Source organism: Pedobacter sp. A2324, assembly GCF_059693705.1.
In genome coordinates, this window is the sequence record NZ_JCASSK010000006.1 from 82,448 (window position 1) to 105,455 (window position 23,008).

At 38.2% G+C, this 23,008-nt stretch carries 20 protein-coding genes and 1 other RNA gene; 16 read left to right on the forward strand and 5 right to left on the reverse strand.

What is annotated here, in order from left to right; genetic code table 11:
• The first annotated feature begins 86 nt into the window (after positions 1-86).
• Both AC570I_RS17585 and AC570I_RS17590 read left to right on the forward strand, forming a co-directional pair.
• A complete protein-coding gene (locus tag AC570I_RS17585) occupies positions 87-1,055 on the forward strand; it encodes a KpsF/GutQ family sugar-phosphate isomerase (protein WP_497406507.1) in 969 nt (322 codons plus the stop codon).
• Between the two features lie 14 nt (positions 1,056-1,069).
• Complete coding sequence (locus AC570I_RS17590) at positions 1,070-2,161, forward strand: mannose-1-phosphate guanylyltransferase (protein ID WP_047797792.1); 1,092 nt, start codon at positions 1,070-1,072, stop codon at positions 2,159-2,161.
• A gap of 68 nt (positions 2,162-2,229) precedes the next feature.
• Here AC570I_RS17590 and lysA read toward each other — a convergent pair whose 3' ends face one another.
• Positions 2,230-3,396, reverse strand: a complete 1,167-nt coding sequence (lysA, locus tag AC570I_RS17595; protein WP_497406508.1) for a diaminopimelate decarboxylase — start codon at positions 3,394-3,396, stop codon at positions 2,230-2,232.
• Between the two features lie 165 nt (positions 3,397-3,561).
• On the opposite strand from lysA, the gene AC570I_RS17600 reads away from it, so the two are divergent.
• Positions 3,562-3,726, forward strand: a complete 165-nt coding sequence (locus tag AC570I_RS17600; protein ID WP_497406509.1) for a hypothetical protein — start codon at positions 3,562-3,564, stop codon at positions 3,724-3,726.
• On the opposite strand, the gene AC570I_RS17605 is transcribed toward AC570I_RS17600, so the two are convergent.
• Positions 3,715-5,028: an aspartate kinase gene (locus AC570I_RS17605; RefSeq protein WP_497406510.1), complete on the reverse strand. Its 1,314-nt coding sequence runs from the start codon at positions 5,026-5,028 to the stop codon at positions 3,715-3,717. The genes AC570I_RS17600 and AC570I_RS17605 overlap by 12 nt on opposite strands.
• A gap of 335 nt (positions 5,029-5,363) precedes the next feature.
• Here AC570I_RS17605 and AC570I_RS17610 point away from each other — a divergent pair, with 335 nt between their 5' ends.
• The 9 genes from AC570I_RS17610 to rnpB all read left to right on the forward strand — a co-directional run bounded on the left by AC570I_RS17610 (position 5,364) and on the right by rnpB (position 12,741).
• Positions 5,364-7,100: a phospho-sugar mutase gene (locus AC570I_RS17610; protein WP_497406511.1), complete on the forward strand. Its 1,737-nt coding sequence runs from the start codon at positions 5,364-5,366 to the stop codon at positions 7,098-7,100.
• A gap of 295 nt (positions 7,101-7,395) precedes the next feature.
• A complete protein-coding gene (locus tag AC570I_RS17615) occupies positions 7,396-7,680 on the forward strand; it encodes a hypothetical protein (protein ID WP_497406512.1) in 285 nt (94 codons plus the stop codon).
• Positions 7,681-7,857: 177 nt separating this feature from the next.
• Positions 7,858-8,628, forward strand: a complete 771-nt coding sequence (locus AC570I_RS17620; RefSeq protein WP_497406513.1) for an MbnP family protein — start codon at positions 7,858-7,860, stop codon at positions 8,626-8,628.
• 1 nt (position 8,629) lies between these two features.
• Positions 8,630-9,664: a cytochrome-c peroxidase gene (locus AC570I_RS17625; protein WP_497406514.1), complete on the forward strand. Its 1,035-nt coding sequence runs from the start codon at positions 8,630-8,632 to the stop codon at positions 9,662-9,664.
• Complete coding sequence (locus AC570I_RS17630) at positions 9,627-10,604, forward strand: transporter (protein ID WP_497406515.1); 978 nt, start codon at positions 9,627-9,629, stop codon at positions 10,602-10,604. The genes AC570I_RS17625 and AC570I_RS17630 overlap by 38 nt, the downstream gene beginning before the upstream one ends.
• 11 nt (positions 10,605-10,615) lie before the next feature.
• Positions 10,616-11,065: a hypothetical protein gene (locus AC570I_RS17635; RefSeq protein ID WP_497406516.1), complete on the forward strand. Its 450-nt coding sequence runs from the start codon at positions 10,616-10,618 to the stop codon at positions 11,063-11,065.
• A gap of 65 nt (positions 11,066-11,130) precedes the next feature.
• Positions 11,131-11,781: an SCO family protein gene (locus AC570I_RS17640; RefSeq protein ID WP_047797800.1), complete on the forward strand. Its 651-nt coding sequence runs from the start codon at positions 11,131-11,133 to the stop codon at positions 11,779-11,781.
• 96 nt (positions 11,782-11,877) lie between these two features.
• Entirely contained in the window at positions 11,878-12,300 is a 423-nt protein-coding gene (locus AC570I_RS17645; protein ID WP_497406517.1) for a c-type cytochrome, read from the forward strand.
• Positions 12,301-12,359: 59 nt separating this feature from the next.
• Positions 12,360-12,741, forward strand: an RNA gene (rnpB, locus tag AC570I_RS17650) — RNase P RNA component class A.
• On the opposite strand, the gene AC570I_RS17655 is transcribed toward rnpB, so the two are convergent.
• Complete coding sequence (locus AC570I_RS17655) at positions 12,741-13,619, reverse strand: polyphosphate kinase 2 family protein (RefSeq protein WP_497406518.1); 879 nt, start codon at positions 13,617-13,619, stop codon at positions 12,741-12,743. The genes rnpB and AC570I_RS17655 overlap by 1 nt on opposite strands.
• A gap of 146 nt (positions 13,620-13,765) precedes the next feature.
• On the opposite strand from AC570I_RS17655, the gene AC570I_RS17660 reads away from it, so the two are divergent.
• Together AC570I_RS17660 and AC570I_RS17665 are read left to right on the forward strand one after the other, a co-directional pair.
• Positions 13,766-16,213 carry a transglycosylase domain-containing protein gene (locus tag AC570I_RS17660; protein WP_497406519.1) on the forward strand — a complete coding sequence of 816 codons (2,448 nt, stop codon included), beginning with the start codon at positions 13,766-13,768 and terminating at the stop codon, positions 16,211-16,213.
• Positions 16,214-16,355: 142 nt separating this feature from the next.
• The gene (locus AC570I_RS17665; protein WP_497406520.1) at positions 16,356-19,529 is read left to right on the forward strand and encodes a TolB family protein; all 3,174 of its coding nucleotides are present in this window, start codon (positions 16,356-16,358) and stop codon (positions 19,527-19,529) included.
• 109 nt (positions 19,530-19,638) lie between these two features.
• On the opposite strand, the gene AC570I_RS17670 is transcribed toward AC570I_RS17665, so the two are convergent.
• Complete coding sequence (locus AC570I_RS17670; RefSeq protein WP_047797806.1) at positions 19,639-19,989, reverse strand: GIY-YIG nuclease family protein; 351 nt, start codon at positions 19,987-19,989, stop codon at positions 19,639-19,641.
• Positions 19,990-20,122: 133 nt separating this feature from the next.
• Between AC570I_RS17670 and AC570I_RS17675 the strand changes: the two genes are divergently transcribed.
• Positions 20,123-20,899 (forward strand): XRE family transcriptional regulator, encoded by a 777-nt coding sequence (locus AC570I_RS17675; protein ID WP_497406521.1) that lies wholly within the window; start codon positions 20,123-20,125, stop codon positions 20,897-20,899.
• 76 nt (positions 20,900-20,975) lie between these two features.
• Positions 20,976-21,428, forward strand: a complete 453-nt coding sequence (locus tag AC570I_RS17680; protein WP_497406522.1) for a DUF4890 domain-containing protein — start codon at positions 20,976-20,978, stop codon at positions 21,426-21,428.
• Between the two features lie 114 nt (positions 21,429-21,542).
• On the opposite strand, the gene AC570I_RS17685 is transcribed toward AC570I_RS17680, so the two are convergent.
• The gene (locus tag AC570I_RS17685) at positions 21,543-22,952 is read right to left on the reverse strand and encodes a calcineurin-like phosphoesterase C-terminal domain-containing protein (protein WP_497406523.1); all 1,410 of its coding nucleotides are present in this window, start codon (positions 22,950-22,952) and stop codon (positions 21,543-21,545) included.
• Positions 22,953-23,008: the final 56 nt, after the last annotated feature.

A 23,008-nucleotide genomic window follows, 5' to 3' on the forward strand; every position in this document is an offset into this window, starting at 1 on the left:
GTAATAAAATATGCGATGCTATTTTTCTATCCAAAATAACATAATTTTACAAGAAATTCAAGTATCACAAAACATTTTTTTTCTCTTTGAAAAGTAAAAAATCAATAATACAGTCAGCTATAGGCACTTTGGAGCTAGAGGCAGCAGCAATTTTGAATGTCGCCAAAAATCTAAATGATGATTTTGAAAATGCAGTACGCACCATTTTATCGTGCGATGGAAGAGTCATTATAACCGGCATTGGAAAAAGTGCCATTATCGCACAAAAAATTGTCGCCACTTTTAATTCTACCGGTACGCCAGCAATTTTTATGCATGCTGCCGATGCCATACATGGTGATTTGGGTATGATACAGCGTAACGATGTAATTATCTGTCTTTCTAAAAGCGGTAACACACCAGAAATCAAAGTTTTGATTCCGCTACTTAAAGCAGCGGAAAATAAACTGATCGGAATGGTTGGCGAGGTTAAATCCTTTCTTGCTGAACAATCTGATATCGTATTAAATACTTCATTCGAAAAAGAGGCTTGCCCACATAATCTTGCCCCTACAACAAGCACAACTGCTCAGTTGGCAATGGGTGATGCACTCGCCATTTGTTTGCTTGAATGCCGTGAATTTAATGAAGCCGATTTTGCAAAATACCATCCCGGGGGCTCTTTAGGTAAAAAACTTTATCTGAGAGCCAAAGATTTGGCTGCTCTGAATGAAAAACCATCAATCTCCGCGTCAGCACCAGTAAAAGATGTATTGATCGAAATTAGTAAAAACCGTTTGGGTGCTGTTGCTGTTGTAGATGAAAGCCGGCAGGTAATTGGAGTAGTTACCGATGGGGATATTAGGCGTATGCTGGAAAATAATGGTTCAATAGCCAATTTAACTGCAGGTGATATTATGGGGAAATCACCTAAAAGTGTGCAGTATGATGCACTTGCAGTTGATGCACTCGATATCATTAAACAAAATAATATTACCCAATTGCTAGTTCTCAAACAAAATACTTACTTTGGCATCATCCATTTACACGACCTGCTAAACGAAGGTATAGTGTAATTTTAAAACCTAAAATGAATAAAGATTATTACGCACTTATCATGGCCGGCGGCGTTGGAAGCCGTTTTTGGCCAGTGAGCAGAACCGAATATCCAAAACAGTTTATTGATTTCTTCGGGGTAGGAAAAACATTAATTCAAAGTACCTATGAAAGGTTTTTGAAAATCTGCCCGCCAGAAAATATTTTTATTGTTACCAATGAGATTTATTCAGGTTTAATAAAAGAGCAACTGCCAGAACTAAGTAACAATCAAATACTGGCGGAACCGCTTATGCGTAATACTGCTCCCTGTATTGCCTACGGTAGTCTTAAAATACATGAGTTAAATCCGAATGCAACAATTGTTGTTGCACCATCCGACCATACTATTGCCAACATTGATGGGTTTATTGATTCAATACAGCAGTCACTGAATGCCGCATCGAAAAACGATTGCCTGATTACGCTAGGTATAAAGCCGAACAGACCTGACACGGGATATGGCTATATTCAGCATACCGAGTATGTGTTGAATACAGATACCGATTTACATAAAGTTAAAACCTTTACCGAGAAGCCAAATCTTGATTTGGCAAAGTCGTTTATCCAGAGTGGCGATTTTCTATGGAACGCAGGAATTTTTATTTGGTCATCAAGGTCAATACTTAAAGCTTTTGAAAAACATCTTCCGGATATGTACGAGATATTCAATGTCGGAAAATCTGAATTAAATACCGGCAGTGAGAAAGAGTTTATCAATAACGCCTATCTGCAGTGTACTAACATTTCTATCGACTTCGGTATAATGGAAAAAGCCGATAATGTTTATGTACTTCCCGCTGACTTTGGCTGGTCTGATTTAGGAACCTGGGCATCTATATATGAGATGGCAGATAAAGATTATGTCGGCAATGCAGTAATACCTTCAGAGCAAGTGATCATGTTTGATTCATCTAATTGTATGGTAAATGTACCGAAAGATAAACTGGTTATTTTAAATGGATTACACGATTATATTGTTGTAGAAAATAACAATATGCTGATGGTTTGTCCAAGAAATGAAGAGCAAAAAGTTAAACAATTTGTCGCTGAAGTGAAATCACGCTTTGGTAATAGATTTATTTAGCGAAAACTGAGCCCATAAAAAAGCCTGACTATTCTTTAATAGTCAGGCTTTTTTATTTGTAGCAGTAATTAAATCTCATTACTGTAAACTGATCTAATTGCGTCTCTTAGATTGTATTTTGATGCCATAACCTCGCCGTAAGCGCCGGCACTGCGAATAGCGAAAATATCTCCCCTGAATGATTCCGGCTGCTCAACTTCTTTGCCGAAGCAGTCTGTACTTTCGCAAATTGGACCTACAATATCATATTTAATCAAAGCCTGAGATTCTGGACCTGAGATTTGTGACAGATTCTGAATCTTATGGTAGGCCTGATATAATGCCGGTCGCATTAATTCCGTCATGCCCGCATCTAAAACCACAAAGTTCTTCTTTTTACCATTCTTGATATATAACGCTCTGGTAATTAATGATGCTGATTGGCCAACTAATGCTCTACCCAATTCAAAATGAACTTCCTGGTTAGGTTTAATTTCCAAAAATTCTTTAAATATTTTAAAGTAAGATTTAAAGTCAGGAATCTGATGATCAGGATTGTAGTAGTCGATACCTAAACCTCCGCCTACGTTTAAAACCTGAACGGTAAAGCCTTTATCCTCAAACCAGGTACAAAATTCATTTACCCTAACACAAAGGTTTTTGTATACATCAAGGTTAGTGATCTGAGAACCTATATGAAAATGAATTCCAATAAACTTAAGGTTTGATGATTCTTTCAGGGTATCAGCACACTCGGGTAAGTCCCAGGAGTTAATGCCAAATTTATTTTCATCTAAACCAGTAGTAATGTTGTGGTGTGTATGTGCATCAACATTCGGATTGATACGGATAGCTACCTGAGCTATTTTACCTTTAGCTACTGCAAGTTCGTTTAAAACCTCCAGTTCCTGAATAGATTCTACGTTGAAGCAAAATATATCCAGATCCAACGCTTCATTTATCTCTTTGTCAGATTTTCCAACGCCAGCGAAAACTATTTTTTTATTGTCGAAACCAACCTCTACAGCCCTCCTCACTTCTCCGGCACTTACGCAATCTGCACCAAAACCGATGGTTTTGATCTGTTCAAGCAAAACGGCATTAAAGTTTGCTTTTAAAGCATAGTGGATATGGAAATGATAAGGAGCAGCAGCTTCAGCACAAGTGCTTAAAGTTTGCTGAAGCAAATCTGTATCGTAATAGTAAAATGGCGTTTCTATATTGTTAAACTTTGATATATCTTTATCGGCAAACATGTTCAAATTCCTTATTATATTTTTAATTCTATTTTTTGGGCTGGTCTACGTTGGTAACTACCTCGACTTAAAGAATGGAAGAATTACACAAAAACAATTCAATGGAAAAATCCGGTTTCTGATCGTTTTGATCCTGATTGTATTATTCCTTTTATTTATTAAAAAATGAAAATAGTAGCAGCCCTATTTATTATACTGATTATTTCCCTTGGATTATTAAATTCCTACAAGAAATATAAAAACCAGTTATTACCATCTGGCTTCCTGGCTTTTCATTTCCTGATTGGCTTAATGGTAATAATTGGTGCATTTTATTTACTATTCGAATAAACGGTTGTGTAGGCTTCGCAAAGCTTCAGTCTTGTATTCGCTTAAAATCAAAAGGGACACATTATAATTACTTCCGCCATACGAGATCATTCGGATTGGAATGTGCTTTAATCCCTCTAAAACCCTGCTCGCAAAGCCATGTTTCTCTGATCCGAAATCACCTACAACGCAAACGATGCTATGATTAATATCAACCTCAACAGTTCCAAAACTTTCTAATTCCTCAATAATTTTCGACAGATTTCCCGTTTCATCAATTGTTAAAGAAACAGCCACTTCTGAGGTGGTAATCATGTCGATAGGTGTTTTATAACGCTCAAATACCTCGAATACACGACGCAGGAATCCATAGGCTAACAACATTCTGCTGGATTGAATCCGGATAGCTGTAATGCCATCTTTTGCTGCAATAGACTTGATTTTACCTCTTTCACTGTCGTGTGTAATTAAAGTACCAGCAGCGGTTGGCTCCATCGTATTTAATAAACGGACAGGGATTTTATATTTTTGTGCAGGGAAAACTGACTGCGGGTGTAAAATCTTTGCACCGAAATAAGCCAATTCAGCAGCCTCATCAAACGAAAGTTGCGCGATAGGTTTGGTACCTTTTACTATTCTTGGATCATTATTGTGCATACCGTCAATGTCAGTCCATATTTGAACTTCTTCGGCTAAAATTGCAGCACCTAGTAACGATGCGGTATAATCACTACCTCCACGACGTAAGTTATCCACTTCACCAAAGCTATTGCGGCAAATGAAACCTTGCGTAATGAAAAGCTTATTGTCTTGATATTGCTCCAACATCGGAGTTAAGTGTTTTGTGGTGAATGGAATATCGGGTTCATTATCCTCATCAGTTTTCATAAAATCAAGCGCGGGTAACAAGACCGATTGCACGCCTATGGATTTCAAATAAATGTGATATAATGTGGTTGATAGTAACTCACCTTGTGCCAGAACAACCTTTTCTTCAATAGGTGTGAAAATGTCGTTTGCCAATCCGGCTAAAAATCCGAAATGATAATCAATAACTTCATTACCTTGTTCCTGAAATTCTGCCGATGGTAATAATTCGACAACAAAATCTTTATATTTTGTATATAGATTTTCAACCGCAACACTACCCTTCTTCTTATCTCCAGCTAAAAAATAATTTGCAATTTCTACTAAACTATTTGTGGTGCCAGACACGGCTGACAATACCACAATCTGTTCTTCATTTGGATTAATAATATCCAATAATTTCGTCATGCGCTCAGGACTACCTACAGAAGTACCCCCAAATTTTAAAATTTTCATTTCTTGCTTATTGTTTTTTAATGGTGATGAGCTATTACGATTTCTCAGTTACTGAAAAATCAGGTCACATCATCTGATTATTTTTTGGTTATTACCCACAATGATACTCCGTTGAGAAAATTTTCATAACTATTTTGAAAAAGTTACAATAGCATCACTTTAATACTGGATTTTCTTTATTATTGTATCGGGGCGTGAAAATAAACAAAAGCAACTTAAAAGCAACATCCTCAACAAAATAAAATTTGGACAGACTGAAATTATTTTCATGCTGCCAAACTTCAAAGCATAAATATTGTTCAACACCAGGTATTAAATTTAAAACATAAAGCTCAATGCAATCAATTGACCAATCAACACAGGCCACCATTAATCAATGGCTAAGTGGAAATTACGATGAGAAAACGAAGTCAGAAATCCAGGAATTAGTAGATAAAGATGCAACTACCGAACTTACAGACGCTTTTTACAGAAGCCTGGAGTTTGGAACCGGCGGTTTACGCGGTATTATGGGTGCAGGCTCTAACCGGATTAACAAATATACCATCGGAACAGCAACCCAGGGATTGGCAAATTACCTGAACAATAAATACCCTAATGAAAAAATCAGTGTTGCCATTGCACATGATAGCCGTAATAATTCTGATTACTTTGCTAAAATTACAGCCGATGTATTCTCTGCAAATGGAATCCATGTTTATTTTTTCGAAGAATTAAGACCTACACCTGAATTATCTTTTGCTGTTCGCCATTTCGGTTGTAAAAGTGGGGTGATGTTAACTGCCTCACACAACCCAAAAGAATATAACGGTTATAAAGCCTATGGTGCCGATGGTGGTCAGTTTACTTCTCCAGACGATAAATTAGTAATTGACGAAGTAAATAAAATTAAAAGTATCGATGACGTTAAATTCGACCGCGTTGATGCAAATGTGGAACTGATTGGCCAGGAGGTGGATAAACTCTATCTGGATGGTATTACTGCCCTTTCAATTTCTTCTGAAGCAATAAAAAGACAGCATGATCTTAAAATTGTGTACTCTCCTATCCATGGTACTGGTATCACATTGGTTCCTAAAGCACTGGAGCAGTTTGGCTTCACCAACGTTACTGTTGTTGAAGAACAAAGTAAACCTGATGGTAATTTTCCAACAGTGGTTTATCCTAACCCCGAGGAAAAAGATGCTTTAACCCTGGCAATGAATAAAGCGAAAGAAATTGATGCTGATTTGGTGCTAGCTACCGACCCGGACGCTGACCGTGTGGGTATCGCCGTAAAGGATAATGCTGGTGAGTGGGTTCTGCTAAATGGCAACCAGACAGGAAGTTTATTAATTAACTATCTGTTATCTGCATGGCAGGAAAGTGGCAAACTAGATGGTAATCAGTTTATTGTTAAAACAATAGTAACCTCAAACCTGATCGAAGAAATTGCGAAGAAAAAGAACGTTACCTATTACAATACCTTAACAGGATTTAAATATATCGGACAATTAATGACTGAGCTTGAAGGTAAAAAGTATTTTATTGGAGGTGGCGAAGAAAGTTATGGTTATCTCATCGGGGATTTAGTGCGCGATAAAGATGCTGTTGTTTCTGCTGCTTTTATTTCGGAAATGACTGCTTATTATAAAGATAAAGGCGCAAGTTTGTACAATGCTTTATTAGATATGTATGTAGAATATGGCATTTACAAAGAAGATCTGGTATCACTTACCAAAAAGGGTAAATCTGGCGCAGAAGAAATTAAAGCCATGATGGTGAAATTCCGCGAGAATCCGCCAGCAACTTTAGGTGGCTCAAAAGTTTCGGTACTAAAGGATTATGAATTAGGTCAGGAAACGGATTTAGCTACTGGCAAAGTAACTAAACTGGATTATCCAACCTCTGATGTTTTGCAGTTTATTACAGAAGATGGTAGCATTGTGTCGGCACGTCCGAGTGGTACCGAACCCAAAATCAAATTTTACTGTAGCGTTAATGCCCCTTTAGCCGATAGAGGAGATTTCGCGAAAGTTAATGATGAACTCGGTGAAAAAATAAAAACAGTAATGGCAGATTTGCAGGCATAGTTAAGCCGAAGATTTGCATATCAAGAACATGCTAACCGGATGCAGAACGCCTGCATCCGGTTTTTTTATGATGGATAATTTACAATACCTAGTCAATTGAATCAGGGAATGAAAATTATTTTCTATGATTTAAAATCTAAGAATATGGGGCATTCTGGGTTTTTTCTTTGCAGCAATCAATTTCTTTAATACTTTTGCAGCAAATACAATGTTCAAAAAGCTCCTGATATATTTATTGATCATTTGCTCAGTTTCAAACGGAGCAATGCAATTGGTAGTATACTCAAGTTACAAAATGAATAAAGCATACATTACCAGTGTATTTTGTATTAATAAAGAACATCCTGAATTGCATTGCGACGGGCAGTGTTTCCTCGCTAAAAAGCTAAAAGATTTAGAGTCGAAAAATAAACAAGCCCAGGAAAGTCTTAAACGTGTTGCAGAGGCTGAACCGAAATTTCAATCTGTAGCAATCAACCATCAACTCCCATATTTTATCATTAAAACAGAAACGGGTTACCTGGAAAAACCAGTAAAAGACCTTTCTGCATCTGTCTTTCATCCTCCGAAAACGGTTTAAGTAATTTTTCAAGCGACGGTTTTGCTGTCGAACATTTTAGCTCGTTAAATATGATGCTATTAAAGCATATTGTAGTTACTCGAAGCTGAGGAAAAACGATTTGTGCCGTTAATTCTTTCAAACCATAAGTTTTGACGTTGTACAGGCTTACTTTTTACTTATCCAATTTTCGAAATAATGAAATTATCACAATACCTCCTGGCATTGCTATGCCCTATTGTTATGCTCTCATCATGCAAAAAAAATGATGATGCCGTCACAGCCGACACCAAGTCGAGTTTTACCATTGAGTTTGAACATCAGGTTAATGGCGCTGCGCTGTCCTTAAACACCACGACATACAAAAATGCCAAAGGTGAAGATTTTAGTATCTCCACTTTTAAATATTATGTCAGTAATATCAAATTAACTAAAGCAGATGGCTCAAGCTATTTAATACCAGAAAGCTATTTCCTGATTGACGAATCAAAAAGCACATCAAAAATTATTACCCTTACTGATGTACCAACAGGTGATTATACCAGGATAGAATATACTATTGGCGTAGATTATGCACGCAACTTTGCTGGTGCCCAAACAGGTGCTTTAGATCCCATCAACGGGATGTTCTGGACATGGAACAGCGGTTACATATTCGTTAAACTGGAAGGTATGTCGCCCCTTTCTACCGCAACCGGGAAAGCCTTAACGTTCCATATCGGAGGCGTTCTAGACCCAAATAATACCATTAGAAAGTTCGCAGCCGAAATAAATGCGGCTAACCCATTAAGGGTAAGGACTGACGCAAAACCTAACATGCACTTCATCGTTAACGCGGCGTCTTTGTTTAAAGGGGTAACGGATATCAGTTTTGCAACCTTAAACTTCACAATGGGTGGTGCGAACTCAGTTGTTGTAGCAGACAATTACGCTAAAGGATTGTTTCGCCTGGATCATATTCATAACTAGTATGCCAAAGAAATCAATCGTTTTTGCAATGCTTATTCTAAGCATTGCATTAATGTATGCTTGCAGCAAAAATGATGATGATGCAATTGCCGGAGAAACACTGGTCAAGTTTACCATTCCATCTAATTTTCCTGCCCCCGCATACAATTTCGAAGACAATAAACTCACTAATGCTGGTTTTACTTTAGGTAAAAAGTTGTTTTACGATGCCAGGCTATCTGCTGATAAAAGTGTTTCCTGTGGTAGCTGCCATCAGCAATTTGCCGCATTTGCCAATCTCGACCACAAGGTTAGTCACGGCGTAAACAACTGCCAGGGCAAACGAAATGCGCCTCCACTCTTTAACCTGGTCTGGCAGAAAGCTTTTTTTTGGGATGGAGGTGTTAAGAATATCGAAACTTCACCTCTCAACGCCATCACCGATACTTGTGAGATGGGTACCGATATTGCAACGATAATTGCTTTTTTGAAAAATACTGCTCCATATCCTGAGTTATTCAGAAAGGCTTTTGGCACTGCAGAAATCAATTCGCAATTACTGCTGAAGTCAATTACCCAATTTACAGCTGTGTTAGTATCGGGGAATTCAAAGTATGATAAGGTAATACGTAATGAAGGAGCTGCATTTACAGCTACTGAGTTGGCTGGTTATAATCTTTTTAAAGAAAAGTGCTCCTCCTGCCACACTGAGCCTTTGTTTACCGACTTCTCTTACCGGAGTAACGGACTTGACCTGGTCAGTAATGATGAAGGTCGGGCAAATATTACAGGCTTAAGTGCTGATTTAGGGACATTTCGTGTTCCGACTTTGCGGAATATTGAATACACTTTCCCTTACATGCACGATGGACGCTTTTACAGTCTGGACGAAGTATTAGAGCATTATAACTCCGGCGTTAAACAAGCTAAGAATTTAGATGAAAAGCTTAAAGGTGGTATCGCTTTAAGTGCCGCTGAAAAAGAACAAATCAAAGCATTTCTAAAAACATTAACAGACAATGAATTTATCAAAAACACTTTTTATAGCGAATCGTAAGCTATTAGCTATCGCATTCCTTTTTTTTAGCACCAATATTTTCGCCTGCGATATTTGCGGTTGTTTTATGGGTATTACGCCATACTATAATAGGAACAGTATTAGTTTGTTATATCGGTATCGCTCATTTAATGGTTACGATGGACAATCTCATTCGTTGTTCCCGAATGGTGGAAATTTCTTTATTCCTGCACGTAGCCAGAATAACCCCATCACTAATCATGCTGGTAATCCTTCCGATTACGAATTATATCGCTCACTTGAAGTTAGAGGCAAGTATTTTATCAATAACAGACTTGAAATAAACGCCATTTTACCTTATGTTTCAAATAGCGAGCGGTATAATGGCTATACCTCGTCTATTTCCGGAGTGGGTGACGTAAACATCTATGCAGGGTACCATCTGTTACAAAAGCTGGAGAGTAACTTTAAGCAACAACTAGTTGCAGGTGCAGGAATTAAACTTCCAACAGGAAAAAACGATCTGAAAAATAACGAGGGTATCCGTTATTCATCACTTATGCAGGGCGGTACAGGTAGCACTGATGGATTTGTTTACCTGAATTATATGGTTGGCATAGGCAAATTTGGCGCAAGCCTTAATACTTCATATAAAGTAAACGGAACAAATAGCCGTAATGAAGGTATAGCCAACAGTACTACCAGTTTTCTGAATGTATTTTATACGCAAAGAATTGGGGAAGATATACAGGCAATGCCATCGGCCCAGTTTTTTTACGAATATTCAGGGGGAGAGAAATATAATGGCGTAAAAACAGGTGAGCATGTGATGAATAATTTAATGGGTGGTGTTGGTGCAGATATCTATTATAAAAATGTTGCCCTCAATGCAGGAATACAGAAAAATATTTGGGAAGCAGAAACAGACCATCCAATGAGTGCAGGAAAGGTTTATGTTGGAATGACTTATAATTTTTAAAATCTATAATAATGAAGAGAATATTAATACTGGCAATCGCCATTAGTGCGCTAATTCATAGCGGATGTAATACTGACCCTGATTCAAATGCAATTAAAAAAGAAGTACTTAACATTCACGATAAATTGATGATGGACGGAGAGAAAGTTGTGAAAAACCGGATTAAGCTGGATTCGGTATTGAAATCAGATCAACTTAATTCCTTATCAGATGCTAATCGAATTACATTGCTGATTACACGTTTAAATGCAGCTGATGAAAATATGATGGACTGGATGCATTTTTTTAAGGATGACTTCAAGGGTAAAAGTGAACAAGAAGCCCTGGCGTACTACAAATCTGAGATGCTGAAAATAAGAGCTGTAGAAGATGAATATATCAGGATTATCAGAGAATCAGATTCAGTGCTTAAGGCTCATCATGTGTCGCCATCAGCGAAAATGGAACATCATAAGCACTAAATTTATACGCTTTAAATTCCGTCCTCCATCACAGAGGTTGTATATTTACACTTTAATAAAATATCATGAATAAAATTGTTTTTTCAATATCAGTTTGCTTATCAGCTGCTGTCATATTTTCATCTTGTCAGCAAGATAAGAAATTACCCTTTTACGGAGAACGCCATGCTGAAACTGTTAGAGATGCTTCGGGGGCTGAAAAGATTGATACGGTTTATCAAACCATTCCCAATTGGTCGTTTCTAAATCAGGATAGTGTTGTGACTACCAATACAGTAACAGATGGTAAAGTTTATGTTGCTGATTTTTTCTTTACGTCTTGCACAACCATCTGCCCTACTATGCACCGCAATTTAATGACGGTTTACAATGACTTCAAAAGTAATCCCGATGTGATGTTTATCTCACATACCATCGATTTTAAATATGATAAGCCATCAGCCCTTAAAAAATATGCCCGGAAATTAGGCGTAGATGGTCCTAAATGGCAGTTCCTTTACGGAAGTAAAGACAGTGTTTATACACTTGCAGAAAAAAACTATCTCGTTGCTGTTGGAGAAGACAGTACAGCAAAGGACGGTTACATACATCAGGGTTATCTGGTTTTAATCGACAAAGACAGGCGCATCCGCGGTGCTTACGATGGCACCAAAGAAGATCAGGTTGAACAGTTAAAGAAAGATATTCCACTACTTTTGGCGGAATATAAAAAATAATATATTTTGTAACGGAGACACAGATTGTACTTAGATTAAAGTGTTTATTTTTCCGCTGTCTCTGATGTTTCCGTTGCAATACAAACCACAAATTACATGCGTAAGTATATCATCAATTCTCTTTCTCTACTTTCTATTCTCGCGATTGTTATTTCCTGCCAGAATCAGGAAACAATTGATCTGCAAAACTATATGTCTAATGGCAAAGATATCTATATCGCCAGGTGTCAGAATTGTCACGGTAAAAATGGTGAAGGATTGGGTGAACTCGCACCTCCGTTAACGGATTCCATTTTTCTGAAAACCAACAAAAGCCGTTTAGCTTGTATCATTAGAGACGGGGCAAATGAAAGTCTTTTAATTAGCGGTAAAACATATAAAGAAAAAATGCCAGCTTTTCCGGAATTAGCCGATATTGATGTTGCTCAGGTAATGGTGTTCATCACGAACTCTTTTGGTAACAACCAAGGCTTTGTACCTTACAAAGAAGTATCTGTCCAGTTGCAAAGTTGTAGATAGATTCAAAAACTTTGCATTTCTATTAGCTTTTTGATTTAAAAAAGTCATATTTGCACGAAAATGCAGGTTGTTCTATCGCTGTTTCGGGTAAAACCGGAAGAGAGGAAAGTCCGGGCAACGCAGGGCATCCCGCTTTCTAACGGAAAGGGATTGAGGAATGAAAACCTGAATCACGGATTAGTGCAACAGAAAATATACCGTCCTGGCTTTAGTCGGGATAAGGGTGAAAACGTGTGGTAAGAGCGCACGAGCATCGCAGGTGACTGCGGTGGTTTGTAAACCCCGGGAGTTGAAAGACCAAATAGGCTAACGCATGTAGGGCTGCCCGTCCGATGTTAGTGGGTAGGTCGTTAGAGGTAAACGGCAACGTTTACAGTGGATAAATGATAGAAATCTTAAGAAATTAAGAAACAGAACCCGGCTTATAGACCTGCATTTTTTTATTCTCCCAATAACGCCAGCTTTGTTTCGCTCAGCTTGGCCTGTTCTGCTTCATCCAGTATGGGGTATTGTATTTTTAACTGTTTCATTCTATCTTCTATGATTTCGCTGATAGCTAGTCGGGCAAACCACTTTTTATCTGCCGGAATAATGTGCCAGGGGGCATCTTTGGTACTGGTTTCATTAATAGCATCTTCATATGCATTCATATAATCATTCCATAATGCACGCTCCTTTATGTCTCCCGATGAAAACTTCCAGTTTTTTGAAGGGTCTTCGATTCTTTCCAGAAACCTTTGCTTCTGTTCCTCTTTACTTACATTTAGAAAAAACTTTAGAATAACTGTCCCATTGGCAGTCAAATGTTCTTCAAAGTTTCTGATGCTTTCGTAGCGCTTTTTCCAGAATGCCTTATTCACTTTTTTTATATCATCGATATTAGGAATGTTTTCGCTTAGAATATATTCAGGATGAACTTTGCATACCAGCACATTTTCATAATGAGACCGGTTATGAATGCCAATCCTGCCGCTTTCAGGTAAAGCTCTGTAATGTCGCCACAAAAAATCGTGCTTGTATTCTTCTGATGTGGGTGTTTTAAAACTAAAAACCTGGCATCCCTGCGGATTTAAGCCACTCATAACATGTTCAATAGCGCTGTCTTTACCGGCTGCATCCATAGCCTGAAAAATAATTAACAAAGAACGTGTTCCTGAAGCGTATAGCTTTTCCTGCAAGTGATTAATTTCAATTTTCGACTTCACCAAAGCATCTTTAGCCTTTTCTTTGGTGTATCCGCCCGTAAAATCAGTTTTAACATTCTTCAGCAGGAATTTTTTTCCGCCATTTACGATTAAGTCTTTAAATTCGTTTTTCATACAAAGGGAACAGTTATAATGGTTGTATTAGGTCCTGTTGTCAATAAATATAGAACAAAAAATAGTATATTAAATACGCTGATTTGCATGTATAGTTTTTTATATTTAACCTTTTCAGCATTTACCCAAATATCATCTTACGCATTATGTTTAAAGAGATAAAAAACAAGTACTTACGATATTCATTAATCACCTTATTTTTTATAATCATTTTCTTCTCGGCGCTCCAACTTAACTTTTTGTGGTTATTTGGTTACTCTCCGAGTGTCAAAGATATCAAAGCACCTACACTCCGTGTGGGATCTGAGCTTTACACCGCGGACGGAAAGCTGATAGGAAGGTACTTTAAAGAAAACAGAACTCCTGTAAATTACAATGAGATTTCTCACAGCGTTGTTAATGCATTAGTAGCTACAGAGGATGTCCGTTTTTACAAACACTGGGGTATCGATGTGCAAGCGGTTGCACGTGCTGTTATTGGGCTTGGAAAAGATGGCGGTGCAAGTACAATTACACAGCAGCTTGCTAAAAACCTTTACCGTACCAGATATAATAAGTCGCAGGGATTCCTGGTTAAGATTCCGGTTGTTAGAACGCTTATAGTGAAGTTAAAAGAGTGGATGACAGCTGTGAAGCTGGAATCTAACTACTCAAAGAATGACATCATTACCATGTACCTCAATACGGTTTCATTTGGCAATAATGCATATGGTATCAAAACAGCCAGCAGAATTTATTTTGATAAAGAAGCAAAAGAACTATCAACTACAGATGCTGCTTTACTTGTTGGAATGTTGAAAGGCACAACGCTTTATAATCCGACTAAAAATCCGGAGAAAGCCTTAGAAAGAAGAAACGTTGTCCTTGCTCAAATGGGTAAATATAACCTTTTAAGTAAAGATAGTCTCGGGATGTTAACGAAAGAACCCATTAAGCTTAAAGAAGGTAAAATGCAGGATGGCAGCGATGGCGATTCTTATCTACGGAGTGCAGTTGCAAAATATTTAGAAAAATGGTGTACGGATAACGGTTATGATTTATATGAAGATGGTTTAAAGATTTACACAACTATTGATTCTAAACTGCAGAAATACGCTGAAGAGGCTGTATCGGATCAGATGCGGATTCTTCAACGCCGATTCTACAGTGTTTGGGGTAACGAAGACCCATGGTACGACTCTGAGAAACAGAAAGTAAACTACCCAGAACGGGCGATGAAAAACCTGTCGGTTTATACAATGCTTCAAAAAAAATTTCCAAATAATCCCGATTCTGTATTAGCTTATTTCAATAAGAAAAAACGAATGCAGATTTTTACTTACAAGGGCGACCGCGACACCTTGTTCTCAACACTCGATTCTATTCGCTATTACGGCAAAATCATGAATACGGGTATGATGACGATGGAACCTGCCAGTGGCAAAATTAAAGTTTGGGTTGGTGGTATTGATCATAAATTTTTTAAATACGATCACGTGAATCAGGCTAAACGTCAGGCGGGTTCTACCTTTAAGCCGTTCGCTTATTTAACTGCGCTTGAGCAAGGCATGAGTCCTTGTGACAAATTTACTGATAAACCAGTGAAAATTGCGTATCAGGATAAAGGCGAAACAAAATATTGGGAACCAAAAAACGCTGATTACAGTGTTACCTATCAGGAGATGAGCTTGCGCTGGGCTATGGCAAGATCAGTGAATACCATTACAGCCCAGGTAACTGAGAAAGTTGGATGGGATAATGTGGTAAAATATGCTCATGAGTGTGGTATTGATAGTCACCTGGAATCAGTACCATCGGTGAGTTTAGGTTCAAATGACGTTACCGTTTATGAAATGGTTAAAGCGTATGCCACCTTCATGAATAAAGGAGTGAAAACTGACCCCATATTAGTTGAAAAAATTACCGATCAGGATAATAATGTTATCGACGAATTTAGACCTAAGACCAAAAGGGTACTTACCGAAGAAATTGCCTGGTTAATGACTTACATGTTCCGTGGAGGTATGGAAGAACCAAGGGGAACTTCGCAAGCGTTATGGGAATGGCCTGACTTGTTCAAAAAAAATAATCAGATTGGTGGCAAAACAGGTACATCATCTGATTATGTTGATGCCTGGTATATGGGCTTAACTAAAGACCTGGTAACCGGAGTATGGGTAGGATGTGATGAGCGTACCGCACATTTTAAAAATGGTGAACAAGGTGAAGGTTCCAGAACTGCACTTCCTATTTTTGCTAAGTTTATGGAAAAAGTATACCTGGATCCATCAAGCGGATATACGTATGGTGCTTTTCCTAAGGCTACTGTGGAAATTACACGTTCCTACAATTGTCCAAGCCCACAATTTGTCAGGGATACAACTACAACGGATAGCGTTGTTGTAGATTCGACCGAATTTGTTGTACCAGAAACTGCCCCAGCAGAACCTCAACCTGCAGCTGATCAAACTGAGGTTAAAAAAGAAGAGAAAAAAACGGAACCCGCACAAAATCAACCTGCTGCAATTGTTCCCCTAACAAAGAAGGAAGAACGTGAACTACGCAGGAAACAAAGGCAGGAAGAAAGAGATAAGAAGAAGAGCGGTGAGAATTAATAATCCGAAGGTTTTTCAGGAAAGTGACCTTCCTGTAAGTTGTTAAGTTTTTACCGGAAGGCTAAATATTTATTATTTTTAATTTCTGAAAAATTCATGATCAGTTCTTTAAACTCCTGAATAACAATAGAAAAACTAGCATATGAAAATAAGCGCTACTTTTATTAGAAATTGCCTCACGCTGTTACTGTTACTTATCCTTTCTGGGACAGCAAATGCACAATATTTCGGACAAAATAAGGTGAGGTACAAAAAGCTCGACTTTAAGGTTTTGCAGACTCCACACTTCGAAATTTATTATTACATCAAAAATGAAAATCTTTTAAAAAGGTTTTCCCAGGATGCCGAAACCTGGTACAAAATGCATCAGGAGGTTTTCAGGGATACATTCCTGAAAAAAAATCCCCTGATCCTTTATAATAACCACCCGGATTTTCAGCAAACTACAGTTCTGAATGGCGAGATAGGAATTGGTACAGGAGGAGTTACGGAAGCATTGAAAAACAGAGTTATCATGCCCGTAATGGAACTGAATAGCCAAACACGTCACGTGCTGGGTCATGAACTGGTACACGCCTTTCAATACCATGTACTCCTTGAAAAAGATTCAATCAGCCTCGAAAATGTCGGACAAACACCACTGTGGATGGTCGAAGGAATGGCCGAATATCTATCTATAGGAAAAAAGGATGCTTTTACTTCAATGTGGATGCGTGATGCCATGCTCAACCGTGATATTCCATCACTGAAAGATTTAACCAACTCTAATAAATATTTTCCATACCGTTATGGCCAGGCATTCTGGACTTATATCGGATCCCAATACGGCGATACCACAATTGTTCCGCTATTTAAAAACACAGCCAAGTACGGTTATGAAAACGCCATCAGATATACCTTCGGATACGATGACAAAACCTTGTCAGGATTGTGGAAAAATGCGATCGACGGTCATTATAAACCATTGTTGAAAGCAGATAGCTCCCAAATAAAGATAACCGGAACTAAAATTATTGATAATAAGAATGCAGGAAATATGAACGTTGCCCCTGCCCTTAGTCCCGACGGTAAATATGTAGCTTTTATGTCGGAAAAGGATTTGTTTGGTATCGACTTGTTCTTGGCAGATGCAAAAACCGGTAGAATCATAAGGAAATTAAGTAGCCAGATATCGAACGGACATATCGATGATTTTAATTTTATTGAATCCGCAGGGGCCTGGTCGCCCGATAGCAAACAGTTCGCATTTAGTATTTTTAGTCACGGGAAAAACCAAATGATGATCATTGATGTGGCCAATGGTTCGACCATTTCTCAAACAGCAATGAACCAGGTAGCACAATTCGGAAATTTAACATGGTCTTCCAATGGGAAGGATATTGCATTTTCGGGAATGGTTGAAGGACAAAGCGACATATTCTCCTATAATCTGGATACAAAACAGGTAACACAAATCACAAACGATGTTTTCTCGGATTATGCACCAAGCTTTTCTCCTGATGGAAAGAAAATTGTTTTCTCTTCCGATCGTGCAGCAATCCAGGCTCAATCCGTTAATGCTGTATCGCCCATAAATCTTGCAGTCTACGATATAGCTTCTAAATCAGTCACTAATCTCAACGTTTTTCCGGGTGCAAATAATCTTAACGCTCAGTTTTCATCCGACAGCCAGAATATTTATTTCCTTTCAAACAGAGACGGTTTCAGAAATCTCTATAAGTATAACTTCCCAGATAACACGGTAGACCAGTTAACTGATTATTTTACCGGAATTAGTGGGATTACTGAATTTTCTCCGGCTATTTCTATTTCTCGTACTGATGACATCGTATACAGTTATTATCGTTACCAACGCTATACATTGTATAATGCCCAACTAAGTAGTTTTAAAGCGAAAAGAGTTGGTAATCAGGAAGAGAACTTCGATGCGGCCATTTTGCCGCCAATGGAAAATATAGGAGTCAACATCATTAATTCTAACCTTAACAATTTCGATCGCTTCGAAAAAATTATCGCCGATTCCATGAGAACTGTGCCATACACACCAAAATTCAGACTTGATTATTTGGCAAACAGTGGTGTAGGTGTTTCAACAAGCCGTTTTGGTACCGGCGTTTCAGGAGGTATTGTTGGGATGTTCAGTGACATCCTCGGCACTAATCAGATCATTGCAAACTTGTCTGTTAATGGCGAAATTTACGACGCTGGAGGGCTTGTAGGGTATATCAACCAGAAAAGCCGAATTAACTGGGGTGCTGCCATCTCACATATACCATACGTATCGGGATTTAATTCCTACGCTTATGAAAAATTGCCAGCCGAAAATAATACTACTGTCGAGGCATTAAATCAGAGAACGGATATCATTCGTACGTTCGAGGATCAGCTTCAGCTATTCGCGGCATACCCTTTCAGCAAAATACACCGTTTCGAGTTGGGTGGAGCTTTTTCTCACTATAGTTACCGGATTGATCGATACAGTAATTATTATGATAACGCTGGATACTATCTTGGATCAGACAGAAGTAGAATCTCCAATGATGAAGCCTCTGCGGATTATGGAATCCCATTTAATTCTTTTACTCTGTTTCAGGTGAATGCTGGATTTGTGGGGGATAACTCCATCTTCGGACTAACAGGTCCTCTTGATGGCTTCAGGTACCGTGTTAGCGGAGAGAAATACTTCGGGACTTATAACTTTGCAGGAGCTACGGTAGACTTAAGAAAATACTGGCGGTTAAAGCCAGTTACTATCGCCGCAAGGTCTTATAATACATTGCGAATTGGCAAAGATGCAGATCGTTTGTACCCCATGTATGTTGGATATCCCTATCTGATCCGCGGTTACGAATCGAACTCAATATATAAAACAACCTCAGCACAGTCATCAGAGTCTTTCGATATTAATCAGTTAACAGGTAGTAAAATTGCTGTGTTCAACTTCGAGTTACGGTTACCGTTTACCGGCCCGAAAAAGCTTGCGGCCATCCCCTCTAAGTTACTTTTCTCTGATCTGAACTTGTTTTTCGATGCCGGATTAGCGTGGACCAACGATACCAAAGTAAAATTCAAAAGTGAACCAACATACACCACAGAACCAGTGTTGGACGCAAATGGGCAGCCGGCTGTTGATAGTGATGGGAAAAAGGTGACTTATCAAAATACTACTGAACGTGTACCAGCCATGAGCGTTGGTGTTTCGTTAAGGGTAAATATATTTGGCTATTTCGTACTCGAACCCTATTATGCAATACCATTTCAGCGTAAAGACGTAAAGGGCGGAGTATTCGGATTAACATTTGCGCCAGGATGGTAAATCACATAATCAGAAGATAAATTCATAATTATAAAGGCGATCATCAAGATCGCCTTTTATATATATTTACTATTTTTTTACAAAAAATCTCAACATATGTGCGTCATAATTAAGACATGCTGGTGAAAGCAAGCTTAACCTGATTAGTGATATTTCTTTGCAGCAGAATATTCTCAAAATCCAATCCAATAGTGAGATCAATCCAGTCTGGATTACATGACCTTACTAAACGCTCTTTTTGCATTCTGGTGAATCTGCTGATGGTTTTGAAACGAACTAAAGCAAGTTCTTCAGTTTTGAATTCCTCGAAATAAACCAAACGAGTCAATTGCTTTCCATTATCAAAAAATAAGTTAGGCATCTGCTTGTAAAAATCCAGGGTTTTCATCAAATCCGAACTCATGCCTACATGCATACAAGTGCGGTTTCTGTCGGTAACGATGTAAACAAACTTTTTCATAATAATGGATCTAAAATTAAAACTAAACTATTTAGTATGTGTTCTTGCAATTTAAAATAAAATTACTAACTTTATGAGCATAAAATTACTAACTAATTTAGTAATTCCAAATTTATTTTAAAATTTATTTTTTATGTCAAATATTTCCAACAACCTGAAATACCTTAGAAAGAAAAAAGGCCATACACAGCAAAATTTCGCTGATATTATGGAGATTAAGAGATCTTTGATCGGCGCCTATGAAGAAGACCGCGCTGAACCTAAATATGAATTGCTAAAAAAAATAGCTGAATATTTCGATTTAACCATCGATGAATTTATCAATGAAAAGATATCAGACACCTGGAAACCTAAGCCGAAGAGTTCAGGTTCGAACTTAAGGGTATTAAGTATATCGGTTGATCAGAATGAGAAAGAGAATATTGAACTCGTGCCTGTGAAGGCAAGTGCAGGGTATTTAAACGGTTTCTCTGATCCTCAATACATCAGCGACCTGCCAAAGTTCCAACTTCCTATTCCCGCTTTACGTCAGGGTACATTCCGTGCTTTCGAAATCATGGGCGATAGTATGTTGCCGGTTCAACCCGGAAGTGTAATTATTGGTGAGTATATGGATAACTGGAATGAAGTTAAAACCGGAGAAACATATATAGTTATAAGTAAAAACGAGGGCGTAGTATATAAGAGAGCTGGCAACCGTTTCAAAGAAAATAAGGATTTGAAACTGGTTTCAGATAATAAAGTTTATGATACATATTCCATTGCTGCTGACGATATCCTTGAAATTTGGCGCGCTAAGGCTTACATTTCTACTACATTGCCTGAGCCAACCCCAGATCCTACAATGGAAACACTTACTCAGATGATGTCGCAAATGCAAAAATCAATTTCGCAGCTCAACAAAAATTAACACTTTTTAACACACTGTAGTTAAACCGTTCAGCCATTTCCATATCTATATAAACAAACACAAAAGAAATAAAACTATGAAAAAGGCGATTTTAACAATAGCAATTGCTGTGATGGGTTTAAGTGCTGCACTGGCTCAGGACACTACGAAGAGAATGAGACGGACAATGCCGAAAATGACTGCTGAGCAACGTGCAGAAAGAGTTGCTGAGCGCATGGAAAAGCAATTGAGTTTAACCGCAGATCAGAAAACCAAAATCTATGCAATAGAATTAGATAATGCAAAAAAGATGGAGGCATGGAGATCTGCTGATCAGGGGGATGTAAAAGGTAAAATGAAAGAACGTAAAGCAGAAATGGATGCTCAAAAAGCTAAAGTAGATGCGGTGTTAACTGCAGATCAAAAAACTAAACTCGATGCATTTCGTGCAGAGGCAAAAGAAAAAGGAGGAAAAATGCGAAAAGGACTTGGAGAAAGAGGAAGAAAAGCAAAACCTCATGTAGTTTCTGATCCACCAGTTCAGGGGTAAAAACAATAAGTAATAATTAATTTTTCGGAAAGCGTACCCATTATGGATACGCTTTTTGTTTTTAACCGCGAAAGATTATGATTTTAGAAAATCTCATTTATCAGGCAGCATAAATTAACCAGTGTATTCTGCTTCAAAAGTCTCACCGAAACGATCTGTGGCTACAACCTTTACAGTTTTAATTGATGGTTCAAAATGGGCCATAAATAAATGGTCAGTCGACCTAGGCTCTACAAACGGCCTTGGATTGGGTAATTTATCACCTTTGTACAGTTTAACAGCGAGTGGGTCAAAGCCATCTTGCTGCGCAAGTGCGCCCATTGATTTTCCATCAAGAAAATATTCTACTTTCCATTCAGGATCATAATTCCATACGTTTGCAATTAATCTTTTTTGATTGGTCAGTGTATCCACGTAGATATCCATTTGCTCTTTTCTATCTCTACCTGTAGATTTGTAGTACCATTTCAATTTTGTCCCATCGACTTCATAAACGCCATATCCACGCGGCGTACCGTCTTCACAGATGGGGCCGGTCCACCAGCCTCCGCATACAGTTCCATGATTATGTTCAAATACCCCATTTTTGATCACATTTGTGTTGAAGTGCGTATGCCCCGACATAATATGAACGTTTTTAAAGTCTTTGATCACTGCGTAAAAATCATCATTGTTTTTTACAGAATTGTGAACAGGTATGTGCAAACAGATAATCACTAAGGCATCTTTAGCCACAAACTGCAGATCTTTTGCCAGCCACTCAAGCTGTGTTGGTGTAATGTATCCATCATAATTTCTTTCTGTTCCCAGGTATCGAACATCATCTAAAACAACATAATGTGCTTTACCCCTGTTAAATGAGTAGTAGGTTGGGCCATAATGAGCCTGGAAAGTTCTGTCGGAGGTATCATCACCTCCTTGGCGATAATCCTGGTCGTGGTTACCTAAAGCCTGAAAGAACGGAATACCAATTTTTGCTATTGCTTCGTCGTAATCAGGAAACAAATCGAAATTATCCCATACTAAATCACCGACACCAATTCCATGCACAAGGGTTTTACCCATTTCGCGAACAACTCTTTGGGTATCTGGAACCGATGTTTCCATCATCTGAGCCACATCCTTTTTATTCTTTACCTGAGGATCCGCCCAAATAATAAAGTTATGCTTATCATCCTTCTGTTTTAATGGTTTTAAATCGAAGTTTAATTTGCCGGCAGTATCTGGTTTATAGTAATGACGGGAAATACTGCTTTCTGTTTTAAATTCGTAACCTGATGGTGTACTGATCCAAACGAAACGAGCAAGTTCATGAAGTCTGATTTCATAATTACCCCTTTTATCAGTTTGTACAACGCTATAACCATCCGAGATAACTGCTCCAACTACGGCTTTGCCTTTGGTAGTGACAGCACCCGAAACAACCCCTTCCTCTGCAAACAAAGTGGAAGGAAAGGTTTTTAGGCTAATAAATATAGTAGAAGTTAATAAAGTTGATTTTTGGATGAAGGATCTTCTGTTCATTTTTTATCAATATTTAATCATCTGAAATAAAAATTCAGAGGAAGGAGGCAGTCTTA